Origin of the sequence: Capsulimonas corticalis, assembly GCF_003574315.2 — a bacterium.
Classification (GTDB): domain Bacteria; phylum Armatimonadota; class Armatimonadia; order Armatimonadales; family Capsulimonadaceae; genus Capsulimonas; species Capsulimonas corticalis.
The window spans coordinates 7,318,048-7,332,046 of record NZ_AP025739.1; the positions used below are offsets into that span (position 1 = coordinate 7,318,048).

Annotated in this window: 14 protein-coding genes; 2 read left to right on the forward strand and 12 right to left on the reverse strand. The window is 63.3% G+C overall.

The genetic code is table 11. The annotated features are described in order from the left end of the window. Position 1 precedes the first annotated feature (1 nt). The 8 genes from D5261_RS31870 to D5261_RS31900 form a co-directional block, all read right to left on the reverse strand. Entirely contained in the window at positions 2-2,371 is a 2,370-nt protein-coding gene (locus D5261_RS31870) for an eCIS core domain-containing protein (RefSeq protein WP_218025606.1), read from the reverse strand. Positions 2,372-2,541: 170 nt separating this feature from the next. After that, positions 2,542-2,700, reverse strand: a complete 159-nt coding sequence (locus tag D5261_RS33615) for a DUF6760 family protein (RefSeq protein ID WP_354673144.1) — start codon at positions 2,698-2,700, stop codon at positions 2,542-2,544. Next, a complete protein-coding gene (locus tag D5261_RS31875; protein ID WP_119321805.1) occupies positions 2,700-3,041 on the reverse strand; it encodes a hypothetical protein in 342 nt (113 codons plus the stop codon). The genes D5261_RS33615 and D5261_RS31875 overlap by 1 nt, the downstream gene beginning before the upstream one ends. A gap of 14 nt (positions 3,042-3,055) precedes the next feature. Continuing rightward, positions 3,056-3,490 carry a phage tail protein gene (locus D5261_RS31880; protein WP_119321806.1) on the reverse strand — a complete coding sequence of 145 codons (435 nt, stop codon included), beginning with the start codon at positions 3,488-3,490 and terminating at the stop codon, positions 3,056-3,058. Between the two features lie 37 nt (positions 3,491-3,527). Continuing rightward, complete coding sequence (locus D5261_RS31885) at positions 3,528-5,405, reverse strand: phage tail sheath subtilisin-like domain-containing protein (RefSeq protein ID WP_119321807.1); 1,878 nt, start codon at positions 5,403-5,405, stop codon at positions 3,528-3,530. A gap of 266 nt (positions 5,406-5,671) precedes the next feature. Continuing rightward, complete coding sequence (locus D5261_RS31890) at positions 5,672-6,589, reverse strand: Pvc16 family protein (RefSeq protein ID WP_301002369.1); 918 nt, start codon at positions 6,587-6,589, stop codon at positions 5,672-5,674. Between the two features lie 143 nt (positions 6,590-6,732). Next, a complete protein-coding gene (locus D5261_RS31895; protein ID WP_119321809.1) occupies positions 6,733-7,071 on the reverse strand; it encodes a 4Fe-4S dicluster domain-containing protein in 339 nt (112 codons plus the stop codon). Then, on the reverse strand, positions 7,068-8,792 hold the full coding sequence (locus D5261_RS31900; protein ID WP_119321810.1) for an FAD-dependent oxidoreductase: 1,725 nt from the start codon (positions 8,790-8,792) through the stop codon (positions 7,068-7,070). The genes D5261_RS31895 and D5261_RS31900 overlap by 4 nt, the downstream gene beginning before the upstream one ends. Positions 8,793-9,058: 266 nt before the next feature. Here D5261_RS31900 and D5261_RS31905 point away from each other — a divergent pair, with 266 nt between their 5' ends. Then, the gene (locus D5261_RS31905; protein WP_119321811.1) at positions 9,059-9,256 is read left to right on the forward strand and encodes a hypothetical protein; all 198 of its coding nucleotides are present in this window, start codon (positions 9,059-9,061) and stop codon (positions 9,254-9,256) included. 201 nt (positions 9,257-9,457) lie between these two features. On the opposite strand, the gene rocD is transcribed toward D5261_RS31905, so the two are convergent. The 4 genes from rocD to D5261_RS31925 all read right to left on the reverse strand — a co-directional run bounded on the left by rocD (position 9,458) and on the right by D5261_RS31925 (position 12,910). Next, positions 9,458-10,774: an ornithine--oxo-acid transaminase gene (gene rocD, locus D5261_RS31910; protein WP_245992552.1), complete on the reverse strand. Its 1,317-nt coding sequence runs from the start codon at positions 10,772-10,774 to the stop codon at positions 9,458-9,460. 3 nt (positions 10,775-10,777) lie between these two features. Further along, positions 10,778-11,590 carry a dimethylarginine dimethylaminohydrolase family protein gene (locus D5261_RS31915; RefSeq protein ID WP_218025607.1) on the reverse strand — a complete coding sequence of 271 codons (813 nt, stop codon included), beginning with the start codon at positions 11,588-11,590 and terminating at the stop codon, positions 10,778-10,780. 309 nt (positions 11,591-11,899) lie between these two features. Beyond that, positions 11,900-12,154 carry a hypothetical protein gene (locus D5261_RS31920; protein WP_119321814.1) on the reverse strand — a complete coding sequence of 85 codons (255 nt, stop codon included), beginning with the start codon at positions 12,152-12,154 and terminating at the stop codon, positions 11,900-11,902. A gap of 123 nt (positions 12,155-12,277) precedes the next feature. Further along, positions 12,278-12,910 carry an Hsp20/alpha crystallin family protein gene (locus D5261_RS31925; RefSeq protein WP_218025608.1) on the reverse strand — a complete coding sequence of 211 codons (633 nt, stop codon included), beginning with the start codon at positions 12,908-12,910 and terminating at the stop codon, positions 12,278-12,280. A gap of 231 nt (positions 12,911-13,141) precedes the next feature. On the opposite strand from D5261_RS31925, the gene D5261_RS31930 reads away from it, so the two are divergent. After that, positions 13,142-13,885 carry an SIR2 family NAD-dependent protein deacylase gene (locus D5261_RS31930; RefSeq protein ID WP_119321816.1) on the forward strand — a complete coding sequence of 248 codons (744 nt, stop codon included), beginning with the start codon at positions 13,142-13,144 and terminating at the stop codon, positions 13,883-13,885. Positions 13,886-13,999 lie beyond the last annotated feature (114 nt).

Here is a 13,999-nt window from a genome sequence, read left to right on the forward strand (position 1 = left end):
GTTATCTCCTGGCGCTTTGCAGGCCGCGCCTGCGGCCTTGAATCACTTCTTGTCGCATCAAATCATACACGCGGTCCGCGACCGCGCGGGCGTCCGGCTGCTGCGTGTTCGGAGTCGCCTTGCCCCCACGCTCTTCCGTCGCCGTCTGCGACGGCTCCGGCGTTCCGGACACCGGCGCGGGCGCCGGCAGCGCGAACGCCATGGACGGCTTCGGCGCCGCCATCTCCCGCTGGATCGGCAAAGCCCGCGACGCCCCATCGGACACTTCTTCCGCGTCCGCCTGAGCCTCCGCCGCCGCCCGCTGGGCCTCGCGCTCCATCGCGTCGCCGCCCTGCGGCGTCCAGTACCGGACTTGCGTCGCCAGCGCCGCCGTCTGCTGCCGCACATGCGTCAGCTCGTGAGCGATCAGCGCCAGGCCCCGCGCGGACACGGGATCATACCGTCCCTCGCCAAAGAAGACGTCATGCCCGATCGTGAACGCCTCCGCCCGCAGCCGCCGCGCCGCCTCCGCCGCCACGCTTCCCCAATGCAGCCGCGCCGCGCCGGGATCGAATCCGGCAAACCGTCCAAGCCGAGAGCGAAGTCCAGAATCCAGCGCGGCGCCCCCGCCGCCCCGCCGCCGCAAATCCGCGCGCACCGTTTCGGGATCGTCCGCCCCACGCCCAGAACCCGAGGCGCTCCCAGACACGCGGCGGGCCAGACCAAGATCGGATTTTCGCCACGCCTTAGCCACGGCGTCACTCTCTAAATTGGCGACAATGGGAGCCGCCATGTTCCCGGAAATCCGAAAATCTTCCTCGCGCCGCCTTCGCACAATCTCTGTCAACGGCACGGACCGCCGGATGACGCCGGACCCATCCTCAGCGTCTCCCCTCCGGCTCCGCGCACGGCGTTTTGCGGGCGCGGCAAACGTTCCCTCGGGTCTCAAACGCGCATCCCGCGATGCGTATTCTCGCTCACTTCCCCAAACCGAAGCACGGCGTGGAGCAAACGACTTTGATACTCCCGAAGACAAGGACGCTCGGGACTCTTCGCTCCGCCAACGCCGGCGAGAGGCGAGCCCCAGCGCCGCCCGCTGCAAAATCTCCGCGACGCCGAAACGCGCGCTGCTGCGCAGCGCACTCGCGGAACGAGCGCCCCATCGTCTCGCCCCGGCGCGCGCCGGCAACTCCCGCCTCACGGAAAGGGGTGCGAAGGACGGTCTCAGGACGCCGTTTCCCGGCCACGACGTTCGTCGAGCACGGGCCGTCATGGCGGAAGACGTTCTCGCCAAAGCCGGCAAAATCTGGGGCGAGAAGCGCGGCGCGGAGCCCACTACGGACGCGCTTTGAGCTCCAGCGCCTCCCCTCCCCAAACGCAAGCGTTCCCCTTCGCGGCCCTGCATGACCGCTCCCGCCCAGCGCTCAAAGCCCTGACGGACACTGGAAACTCGGCCAGGCGCCCACGCATCAGATACGCCGGCGCCAGAAAAGCGCATCTCGGGATCGCGGGCGAATGCCGCCAGCGCGCCGCGCCGCGATCTTGCCCAGGGCGATCGCCACGACGGACTTAACGGCAAGGCGGCCGGCGCTTGTCGAGACAACGAAACGCCGTCAAAAGCGGCGCGTCTGCCCGGCGACACGGTCAGCGACCGCACCAGCGCCCCGCGAGCGACAACGTTCAATGAGAACAGCGACCGGCGCGCGGCCATCGAAACCGCGCCCTGCGCTCCTGCGACATCAATCGCGCGGTTGCCCCGCCGCGCCATTTCACCGCTATCCCGCACGGCGGATCCAAACGGACGCGAAGCCCACGCGCCCGCCGGCGTTCTGCGCGCGTCTGCGAAAACCGAACTCGCCTCACGCGGCGCGGACGTCCGGGGAAACGCGCGGCGGTCGTCGCGCCCGCCAGAACGTTCGGAACGAAAAATGGCGGCGTTTGCCGCTTCTGCCGCACGCTGCTCCCGAGACATCGTCCGAGCGGTCTCGAACGGCGGAGAACTGTCTCGCGCGCGCAAAATCGCTTCATGCGGCGCCAGAGTCCTCGCGCCGCGCTGAGCCGCCGTGACCGCCGCCAGCGAAACCGTCCCGGTACTTGCGGAGTTCCATCCCAGGTCTTGTGACAGAAGCGGCAAACGCCGGCGATAGAAGACCATCGCGGGACGACGCAGGAACCGCAGCGGCCGTCCACCGCCACGCGGCAGAGCGCGCATCAGAAAACGCGAAAGCCCTAGCGAGCCCAGCATCGCCTGCCCAATCGGCCGACGCCTTGCCAGCGGCGCCACGATCGGCCGGCGCGCCAAACGCCCCGCCCACGCGGCCGCCCCCCGCCCCGCCATGTCCACGGCAGGCCTCGCCGAACCTAGTGTGGCCGTTCGCACGGTGATCAGCACGCCATCACTCTTTCCGCCACATCAAGCCTAGTCCATGACGCCAATACCGCGATCAGAACATAGCGCTGGCGGTTAAAACCGCCGGCATTAACCGTACGCATATTCGATCGAAATAAGCCTACGCCCCCAGCACCGTACTTTTTGTGCAGTGATTAGTCCCAGCGCGGCGATCAATCCCCGCCCGTCAGCCGCTGGTTGATCTTGCTGATCTCGGCCACCCACTTATGACGCTCGGCGTGCTCGAGATCGAGGATATCGCCGAGAGGCCAGTGGAAGTGATAGGCCACATACGCTACCTCCTCATACAGCGCCTCCAAGGGGTAGCGAATTATTCCCCCGAGTCGTCCGACGCCTCCTCGTCCGGCTCCAGCTCGTTGATGCGCCGGTAGAGATTTTGCAGGTAGGTCAGGTCCGCCGAGAACAAGTTCTCGATCACGCCGGTTTCGATCACCTCAACCGTGCCGAGCTGCGTGATCACGCGCGCCAGGAGAATGATCACCAGATACGCCTGGTTGGCCTTCACGCGCGGGTCGCGCAGCGGGGCGATTTCGTCCATCGCGGTCGCCAGACGCATCCGGCCTTTGCGGTGCAGGGTCCCGTCGGGAGCGACATAGCCGCGCGGCAGGGTGAATTCGAACTCGGTTTGCAGTCCGGCAGTTTTCGTGGTCATGAATTACTCGCGTCTTACGACTGACGCTCCAGTCCTTCATGCGCCAGCGTCAGCTCTTCGATCGCAAGCTCGTTCTTGGTGGCGTCGAGCGACGGTCCCACCCACTTGCAGGGCCAGGCGCGGACGAACGTGTACTTCGCCAGCGGGGTCATGTCGGGCTTGTAGCAGGTGATCGTGCCGTTCTTGCGGTTCGTCTCGATCTTGCCGAGCTCAATCTGCCGGCGCCAGTCGTGCAGCTTGCGGTCATCGGTGACGCCGCGCTTGAGTACGATGTTGGACCACTTGAGGGCGCCGGGGATCTTCTGAACGATCAGGTTCCCGCCCTTGCCGGTGACGCGATGCTCGATCACCTCGGTCTCCGAATCCAGACCGGTCACTTCACGGAAGATGCCTTCCGTCAATCCGTCGATTTCCAAATACCAGCGCAGAGCGCCGATCGCTTCGGCCATGATAACGCGTTCCTTTCAGGAAAGACTTGCGAGAGACTTAAACTTCGGCCAGGCTGCCCCCATCGGACCACTGACCCATCCGGATGATGACAAACTCCGCGGGCTTCACGGGGTTGACGCCGATTTCGACGTACAGCCGTCCCAGATCGATCATCTCCTGCGGGTTGGTCTCCGAGTCGCACTTGACGTAAAAGGCTTCCTGAGGCACGGAGCCAAAGAGCTTGCCTTCTTTCCACTCGGTAAAGAGGAAGGCGGCGATGTTGCGGCGGACGCGGCCCCAGAGGTCCTGGTCGTTGGGCTCGAAGACCACCCATTGCAGGCTGCGCTCCATCGATTCTTCCAGATAGTTGAACAGACGCCGGACGTTGACATACTTCCACGAGGGGTTGCCGACCGTGGCGAGGGTGCGCGCGCCCCAGACCCGGATTCCCCGGCCGGAGAACGCCCGGATACAGTTGATTCCGTTCGGATTGAGCAGCTCTTGTTCGCCCTTGGTGATTTCGACCTCCAGGCCGACTGCGCCCATCAGCGCTTCGTTGGCGGGGGCTTTGTGCACGCCGCGTTCGACGCCGACGCGCGCCCAGACGCCCGCGATATGCCCCGACGGCGGGCAGAACATCTGGCGTCCGCGATGCACCGGATCGGAGATCTTGATCCATGGGTAGTAGATCGCGCCCTGACCATGGTCGCAGTTGTACGCCGTGCCCATGGTGGTGGAGTTCATCTCCAGCGGCGTCAGGCCGGGAATCGGGTCCAAAATCGCCATGCGGTAGCCGACGCGCTCGCAATGCGCCACCAGCGCGCACTGGGTGTCCAGGATGCTCTGCTTTTTGGCTTCGTCGAACGCCACGACTTCCGCGCCGCCGCCGCCGGGAGCTTCCTCGCGGCGGAACAGGCCGGCCATCAGGTCGGGGATCGCGACGAAGTTGACGCCTTCCAGCGGCATCAGTCCGCCCAGGCCCGTGCGCTGCGCCTCGTCGCCAACAAAGTCATCCGCCTTGAGATTCGCCAGACCGTTGGAGAAAGGAGATCCCGACGACGCCAAGGCCGTGCTGCCGGTCGTGACGGGGAGATTGACGGGGTCGGCGCCGTCCGCGAAGACGAACAGCTTCGGCTCGGGCCGCTCCAGCGCGACTTTGGGCGCGACTTCCACCTTCACCAATTTGGACTTGGCGAGCGCCGACGCGGCGGTGTCGGGAGTCAGCGGCTTGCCGCTTTCGGGATACAGCTCGGTCAGATCGCCCTGGGTGATCTTCAGCTTGAACTCATTTCCGTCGCCGACATGCTCGACATCGATCTTGATGTCGTTGCCGGCCGCGCCGGGTTTCGACGCCGTCAGCAGGTACGGTCCTACCGTCACCTGGGCAGCCTTCGCGGCGCCGGGCTTGGTCTGGGGGGAAGCGGCGGCGCCGCCGTCCACGGTCACGGAAAGGGCTTTGATATCGTTGGGATGCGCGACACGGATGATATACGCGCGGCCGCCGCCGTTATCGTAGTATCCCCGAACCGCGTGCGCGAGATAGGAGCCTTCAAGATACGGAAGGCCGCCCTGGGGAATCTGATAGGTGCGGAGGAAATCCTGCCACGACGTCACCGTCGCTTTTTTCGATTGGATGGCCTGCGAAACGGTCTGGTTCGCATACTCCATCCAGCTTTTGCGCGACGCCTTTTTGGCCGAACGAATGTCCGCCACGCTCAGGCTCAGCTCTTTGACGAGCGCGCTGGTGAGGGCGTTTTCTTCTTCCCCGAAGATCTGGGAGAACTGGGTCCAGTTGGTGATAAACGTCGGCTTGTTGAAGTCGCCGCTCTTGGCGTATCCAATAAAGGCGGCCGTATTGATGCCGACGCCTTCGATCGGCTTGCTTCCACTGTCAATTTCCTCGACGAAAACTCCCGGCGCAAGATACTCTGGCATATGCGATGCTCCCTTTCTCAGACGGACACAACACGCAAAACGAAGTACAACTTAACGAAATTTCGGTAAATTCTGGATATTATTGACGAAGCGCGGACGCGCGCTCTCAGTGGGCGGTGTTTCGCGAAGCGGGCTAAAGGATTAGGAGCGACTGCTGAATGCTCCAGACCGCAGCTTCCTGGATGGCGCGTAATTCGTTAACGCACACCAATATTCCTCTTTCATTTTTGCTCTCGGAAAAATCGCCTTCTCCTGGATGGATGGCGCTATGGCGCGGAGAGCTTGTCGTCCAGCGCGCGCATGGCGATCACTTCCGGCTCCAGCTGATAGGGAGATCCTAGCGGGGGGCTGACGATACCGGCGTCGTAGGGCTGGTAGCCATACTTTTCGAAATGGAGGCGATGGGCGCCCGGCGTCAGGTTCGAAATCCAGAAAAATCCGTTCGCGTCCGTTTCGAGTGTCTGAGGATCGCCATCGACGCGGATCGTGACGCCGGGGATCGGCGTCTCGGTGTCCTGCCGCAGCACGACGCCCGCCGCGCTGACACGGATCTCCGCGAGATCGCGCGGCTGCGCGGGGCCTTCCGTCATCGTTCCCTGCCCCATCCCCAGCACGGCTTCGCGAACGGCGATCGTCCACTTGGTCTCGAACGGATCGAAGGGACAGGTGATTAACAGCGACAGCGCGGGGCGCAGCTTCCCGCCCAGAGCCTGCCACATTCCCGGCAGGTCCACCGAGGCGGTGTGCTCCGGCAGCGCGACTTCCAGCGGCAGCGCGTTGGGCCCTTTTCCGGCAAGCGTTCCGGAGAGCCACTGCTCGGGGACGGGCGCGCAGCGAAGAAACACGCCCAAAACATCCGAAAGGAGGCGATGCTCCACGCGGGCGTCATCGCCCGCGTAGACCGTGACAAGATACGACAGGTCAAAGTGCACCGGCGGCCGCCGCACGCCCACGGATTTGTCCGCGCGCTGCGTCACCCGGTAGAAGCCTTCCTCGCGCCGCTCCATGTTCTCACGGACATCGCGCAGGAAAAGGTTCACATACGCTTCGCCGTCCAGAGTCGCCTCCGCCACTTGCGGCGACTCGAAGGTGACCTGCTCGACGCTTCGTACCGGGCATCCCGGGATCTTGATCAGCTCCCCCGCCAGAAGCCGGCTAAGCGTTTCATCCACATCTTGAATCATCGCCACTCCCGCGCAGATCGACCGTCCTCTGCGCATCCGACGCAGAGTACGCCTTTCGGGAGGGAATTTCCTGCGCGAGGCCCCGCAAAATCCAAAGGCCGGCGGTTTTCACCACCGGCCTTCGGGTTGGAATGGCGCGAGGGTTAGGCGCGGCCGCCCAGCTTGTTCTGCAATTCCAGAAGCTCGTTCATCCGTATTTGTGGGGTGACGCCCTTGGACCAGCCCAGATTGCGGCGATAGCTGCCCAGCAGCCCCTTCGCGATCAGTTCGTCCTCATCGACTTCGACATGTCCGTGCGTTTCCGCCGCGACAAACATGGCGTCGGCCGGGCAATACGCCTCGCAGAGGAAGCACGTCTGGCAGTCGGATTGCCTGGCGATTGTCGGCGGCTCTCCATACTGCGAGTCGAAGACGTTCGTCGGACAGACTTCCACGCAGCGATCGCAGCCGATACAGCGCGACTGGCTGATCAGTTCGATCATACGAGCACTGCCCTTTCTTCTCGCGCGGCGCGCGGAGCGGCGGCTCTGATGACGGGCTCCGCGCGCCCCAGGAGCTTTTCGAGGCTGTCGAATTCTTCTTCCACAGGCTCGGGTACGATCGGCTCCGCGACAGGCTCCGGGCGAACCCAGAGCTTGTCGAGTCCTCCGACAGCGAGATAGTGGCGCTGATTGGGATCGAGCTGGGGGTAATCCAGGCGCTTGTGCATGCCGCGCGTTTCCTTGCGCTCCAGACCGGCAAAGTAGGCCCAGCGTGCGGACGCGACCAGAGCGGCCGCTTCACGCGAGCGCTGCGTCTGCTGCGCCGTGTTCTGCTGAGGCGCCTTCTGAACTTCGCTCCATAACCGATCGAGCTTATCCAGCGAAGCCAGCAGGCCGGTCTCGGTGCGGAAGATATTCTTGTCCAAAGGCAGCATTTCGGCCTGCACGCCTCGGACGACTTCATTGGCGTCGTAACTGACCGAGGCGCCCGCCGGGGAAATCAAGCCCGCGCCGCCCACTCCATGCACGCGCCGCTGGCTCGCGGTTTCGCCCAGCCCGCGCGTGTGGAGCGCCGCTGCTTTGCCGGCGATATTGCCGCTGCCGATCGCCCACGTCATGTTCGGTCCCGCGCCGCCCGTAAAGCCGCCGCAGTTCAATTCGCGCGTGGCCGCGTCACCCGCCGCATAAAGTCCGGTGACCGTGGAGCCGCAGTCTTCATTGACGATGCGAACGCCGCCGGTCCCGCGCACGGTTCCCTCCAGCACCAGCGTGATCTGGAAGCGCTGGGTGAACGGATCCACGCCAAACCGATCCAGCGCCGCAAAGAAGTTCGGCTGGCTCAGCCGGAGCATGCGCTGGACATCGGGATGATCCGTCCCTTTATTGAGCAGGGCGTAGACGGGACCGCGCAGCAGCGCTTTCGCCACGGCGGAGGTGGAGCGATGGCCGTTTTTGCTCAAACCCTCGATTTCCTGGCCGGCCTCATCCGTATAGGTCGCGTACCGATAAAAGGCGCTCTTGGTCATGGACGAATTCACCGGGGCCAGAGAATAATGTCCGGAGAACTCCATGCCGGAAAGCTCACCGCCCGCTTCCACCGCCATCAGCAGACCGTCGCCCGTGTTGGTATTGCATCCGAGCGCCTTGCTCATCCAGGCGCAGCCGCCGGACGCCAGAACCACGGCGCCGGCCTTCACGGTCCAGGGCCGGTCTTCCTGCCGCTGAATGCCGCGGGCGCCGGCCACGGCGCCGTCGTCATCAACGAGCAGCTCCAGCGCCGGGCTTTGATCGAGAATGGTGATCCCGCTGCGCAGCAGCTCCTTGCGCATGATGCGCATCGTTTCTGATCCCTGAAGCCCCCGGTACGCGGGCAGCCCGTTGAGCATCGGCTGATCGTATCCGCCCCACTCGTAGATCTTCGGCGCTTTCTCATAGGTAATGTCAAGAAGACGATCCCACCAGCCATGCACAGCCAGATGTCCGCCGAGCGCGTACCGTTCAAATTTTACGGGGTCTCTGAGCTCCTTGAGCGGCGGGATGACCTTCGCGCCGGAGGTGCTGGCGGCAAACGCGCCGCTGGAGCCCAGATATCCTTTGTCCGCGACCACGACGCGGGCGCCCTGCTCGGCGGCGGCCAGAGCCGCCCAGGCCGCCGCCGGCCCGCCGCCAACGATCAAAACATCGGTGGAAATCTCCAAGCCCTGTTCGTGAAGTTTGCTCATGATAGTCTCATTTCTTGAGGTATTGGCCCTGATGGGAGCGATCTCGAAAACAAAACGAGGCCGGATCTCGCTCACAGGGAATGTGAGCGAAATCCGACCTCTTGTCGACAAGTGAGTCCAGCGAGATTTTCTGCGTTTCGCAAAGTATACTGACTCATAAACGTGTTTGTCAATAACATTTGTCGCAATTCTGATCACGAGTGCGCGGTCTTTGCCCCGCTGTCCCGATAAATCCAGTCGTCGATCCGGAAGTCCTGCTTCAATAAGTGCTGGCGAATGAGAAATTCCTTGGTTCCATTGAGCTGCTGCAAACCGCGCGCGGGGAAATCGTGCTTAATGTAGACGGTTTCCGGATAAAGCTTTTTGTAGACATCCAGCGGCAGTTTGGCTTTTCCGGCGAGCGACTGATAATATTCGTCTTTATGCGCCTGAATATCGTCGATGCCGACGGTCTTGCCGCGTAACTCCTCGACCGTCCTGGGGCCATCGGCGCGTGTATAGAGATAGCTGTTGCCGTCAATCGAACGAATGGAGATGACGCGGCCGGGAATGCCCGCTGCGCGGCCGACGACCGCCGGCGCATCGCCAAAAAGGCCGATATCGACGCCTTTGGCCGCGATCGCTTCGTTGACATCCGGCGGCGATCCTCGCTGTCAAGCTTGGACTTAGCCGCCGACCGTGGCGGCGAGGGCCAGGGCGACGCGTCGAACGATTTCGTCGGTAAGGCTCTCGTCGATCGTCAGCGGCGGCGCGAATCGAAATGTGCGGTGGCGGGTTTCTTTTGTGAGAAGACCGGCGTGGAGGAAGGCTTGCGTGAGGGCGCCCGTGTCCGTTCCGGCGTGAAACTCCAGCCCGGCGAGCAGGCCGCGTCCGCGCACGTCTTCAATGCGTGGGTCTTCCAGGGCGCGCAGCCCGGCAAGGAGCCGCGCGCCTAGGACGGCGCTGCGGCCGGCCAGATTGGAGACTTCCATTTCGGCGAGGGCGGCCAGCGCGACGGCGCAGGCCAGGGGACTGCCGCCGAAGGTGCTGCCGTGGTCGCCGGGATGCAGGACCTCCATCGCGTCGCGCGTCCCGGCGACGGCGGAGACGGGCATGACGCCGCCGCCGAGCGCTTTGCCAAGACACAAAAGGTCCGGGCGGGCGTCTTCGTATTGCCAGGCGAACTTGCGGCCGGCGCGCCCAAAGCCCGTCTGGATCTCGTCCCAAATCAGAAGGATGTTGTTTTGATCGCAGAGGGTTCGGACGGCGGCCAGATACCCGTCCGGCGGTATCAGAATGCCGGCCTCGGCCTGGATCGGCTCCATCAGCACAGCGGCGGTGCTCGGCGTGATGGCGGCCGCCAGCGCGGAGATATCGCCGAAGGGAACGGTCACGAAGCCTGGGGTGAACGGGCCGAAGTGGCGCTTGTAGGCGTCTTCACTGCTGAAGCCGACGATCGTGGTCGTGCGGCCGTGGAAGTTGCCGGCGGCGACCACGATTTCAGCTCGATCATCGGGAACGCCCTTGCGCGTGTACGCCCATTTGCGCGCGATCTTGATCGCGGTCTCGACCGCCTCGGCGCCGGTGTTCATCGGGCAGGCCATCTCACATTCGGTGAACCGGCACAGTCCCTCCAGAAAGAGCGCGAGCTGCGGCGTATACATGGCGCGGCTGGTGAGCGCGCTCACGCGAAGCTGCGCGCATGCCGTCTCCACCAGAAACGGCGAGAGGTGCCCATGGGAGACGGCGGAGTAGGCGCCGATGCAGTCGAGGTAGGCGCGCCCCTCCGTATCGTAAGCCCAGGCGCCCTCCGCGCGGGCAATCACCACGGGAAGCGGGTGATAGTTATGCGCGCCATACTCTTCGGTAAGACGCTCGGTCTCCTCGGCGGTCAGCTCCTCGGCGAGCGCGGCGACGCCGCGCTCGCGGATACGACTCCAATATTCCTCGTGGTCCACCATCGGTTTCGACCTCCAGACGCCATGGGCGGACGCGAACTCCACCCGTTACCGCTCCAGGATGAGAACCAGGCACTTGGCGGAGCCGCCCGCCTTGATAAACTCGGACAGGTCGGTGGCGCGCACGCGAAAACCGCGCGCGGCGAGCTCCGCTTCCAGCGCTTCGCAGCCAGCGTTCAGAACGACGTCGCGGCCGATCACCACGGCGTTGCCGCCGAAGTTCAGGGCGTCGGCTTCGGTCATCACGATCTTTTCGCCGGGCAGCGATTGCAGCGCTTTATTGGCGGCGGCGTCAAACGCGCCCGGATAGTACGCCAGCAGATCGGGAGCGAGCGGAATCAAACAGGTGTCCAGATGGTACCAGCGGCTGTCCACCAGCGCCAGCGGCAGGACGCGGCAGCCGAGCAACCCTTCCAGTAGCGCGTATGCGGCGGCGTCTGATCGCGGCCCGTAACCGGCGAGCAGCACATCGCCATAAAAGAGGGCGTCGCCCTCGCCTTCGAACGTAAATTCGGGAGATTCAGGAAGCGATTTTTCCGGATAACCGGCCTCGGCGAACCATTGGCGGAAGTATGGAGCCTCGCCCTGCCGCTGCGCGTGGCGGAAACTCGCCGGCACGAACGATCCGCCATGCAGCAGGCCGGCGTTGGCGGTAAACACCATATCCGGCAGGCCCGGCTGCGGCGGTATGAGCGAAACACGCGCGCCGAGTTGTTCGGTCAGAATCTGGCGCAGCGCGGTCCATTGACGCACGGCGCGGTCACGATCGGGAGCGCGCGCAATATCCATCCAGGGATTGATTTCGTAGCAAACGTCGAAATAGTCGGGCGGACACATCAGCAAATGCATAAATGAACGCATACCTTTCCATCTTTCGCCGCGCGTCAAGTCGCCGGTGATATTTGATTATCGGTAAAATGCGGCCTCGGCTTGACTGGCCCGGTCGGGCCGATCTTTCCGTACTGATTAGGAATACGCATTTGCCGGCTCGGACAATTGCATCCATGAGATTATCGCGGGAGCGGGAGAGAACAAAGAAGCGAAGATGACAGAGAGGAGGATGAGGAGACGGCCCTGACGCATTTGCGCCTGGCAATGGCGATTGCCAGGCGCACTCCAAATACGACCCGACTTCAAATGCTACCCTTCCAATATTACCAACTCGCGATATTACCGCCAGGCCTGCCCCGTTTCGACCGGGATTTCATCGCGCGCGATCTCGTCGCGTTCGCTGTCACGCAGGTCCTCGGCCCAGCGGAGGATTTCCCCTTCGGACGCCGTCGCGATCCATTCCCAATCCGACTCGTCGCCGCGCGCCGCGTTGAGAATGATTTCCGCATAAGATCGCAAGTCGGGAGAGGAGCGAACACGATCTTCGGCGCGCAGACGCACTTGATTGTCTTGTGCGTTCGTCAGCTCGGACATTGCCGCCTCCTTCCATCTTCCATCCTTCCTCGTCTTCCCACAAAAATGAACTGCTTCAAACTCGTGGGAGCCGCTCGTACGGCTGACAGAGCCGTACGAACAGCCCCGGAACGCCAGCGGATCTTACTCCTGAATTTCGATCTTCCGGCCATGGCAATTGCGTCGCTGCGCGAGCGGCATGGTCACTTCGAGCACGCCGTCGTGGAAGTTGGCTTTGATCTCCTCGGCGCTGACGCCCTCGGGCAGGGAGATACTGCGCTGGAAGCTGCCGTAAGAGCGTTCACTGTGGTAATAACCGCCGCTGTTCTCCTCACGATGGTCGCGGCGCTCCCCCGTGATCGTCAGCACATCATCGTCCACTTCAATCTGTACGTCGTCTTTGTTCAAACCGGGCAGATCGGCCCGGACCACAAGCTGGCCGCCGCGTTCCTCGACTTCGATCTGCGGCGCCCAAACGCTCCGCGCCAGCGAACCGCTCATTCCAAAGTTCGGCCAGCGCCGGCCTAACATCGATCCGCCTCCCAGTCCCAGCAGGTTCTCCATCTGATCCGTCATTCGCTGCATGGCGTGAAAAGGATCGCTGAAGAATGGGTCGCTCAGAAAAGGATCGCGGCGCATCATTGGCGTCGGCCGCGTGGTCGTCAGCGGCTGCGGATTGCTCTGGGAGTCGTTTTGCCGCTCCGAACCGGCGGAAGAAGTCGTCCCCGGGAAGTTTCCCTGCGGGGTCTGTACGTCCTTTGCTTGCTCGTTAGCCATAATGGTTAACCTCCTTGATGAACTTGCCGTTACGGTCTGTGTGGCTTTTCAGTTCGGAATCAAAAAGAGGCGGCGTGGTGGCCTTGCCTCGCGCATGCCCATTTCGCTTCTTAATTATTGCCGGATTGGGAACGCCGGCAAACGCAAAAACCGCTAGGAGCGCAAAGAATCTCCGCATATTTTTCCCGCGTTTTTGAACAAAGCGCCCCTTCGCATCGATACAGCAGTATCATGAACACCCAAATTCCGGCCGTTCTCACCAAGGCGCTGCGGTCCGCCAACCACATCGCCGTTCTCACCGGAGCCGGCGTCTCCGCCGCGAGCGGGCTCCCGACATTCCGCGAGGCGCAGACGGGTCTCTGGGCGCAATACCGGCCCGAAGACCTCGCGACCGCGCAGGCGTTTCGGAAAAACCCAAAGCTTGTGTGGGAGTGGTATGATTGGCGAAGGTCGCTTGTCGCGAAGGCGGAGCCGAACGCGGCGCACATCGCGCTGGCGGAAATGGCGCGGCGCGTTTCGAAGTTCACGCTGATCACGCAGAATGTCGATGGGCTGCACCAGCAGGCGGGAAGCGTCGATGTCCTGGAGCTGCACGGCAATATCGGCCGCACGAAGTGCTTCCACGAAAATGTGGTGATAGAGAGCTGGCTGGAGACGGACGAAGTCCCGCCCCTCTGCCCGCGCTGCGGCGGCCCGTTAAGGCCGGATGTCGTCTGGTTCGGGGAATCGCTGCCGAAGCACGCAATCGACGCCGCCGGTCAGGCGGCCATCAATTGCGATCTGTTTCTTTCGGTAGGGACGTCGGGAATGGTCGAACCGGCCGCGTCGCTGCTGCGCGTCGCAGCCGAGCACGGGGCGCTGGGCGTCGTGATCAATCCCACGCGAATCCATGCGCCAGCCGGAGTCATACAAATCGAGGCGGACGCAGGCGAGGCGCTGACGGCGCTGCTCGATCAGAGGTGGCCTCAAGGCTGAGCGCCATACCAGGAGACAAATCGTGTCTCCTGGTATGGCGATTTGCTATTACCCGTTCTGATACTCAGCCTCGGCGATCACCCGGTCATGCTTCAGCAATATGCTTCCTTGACA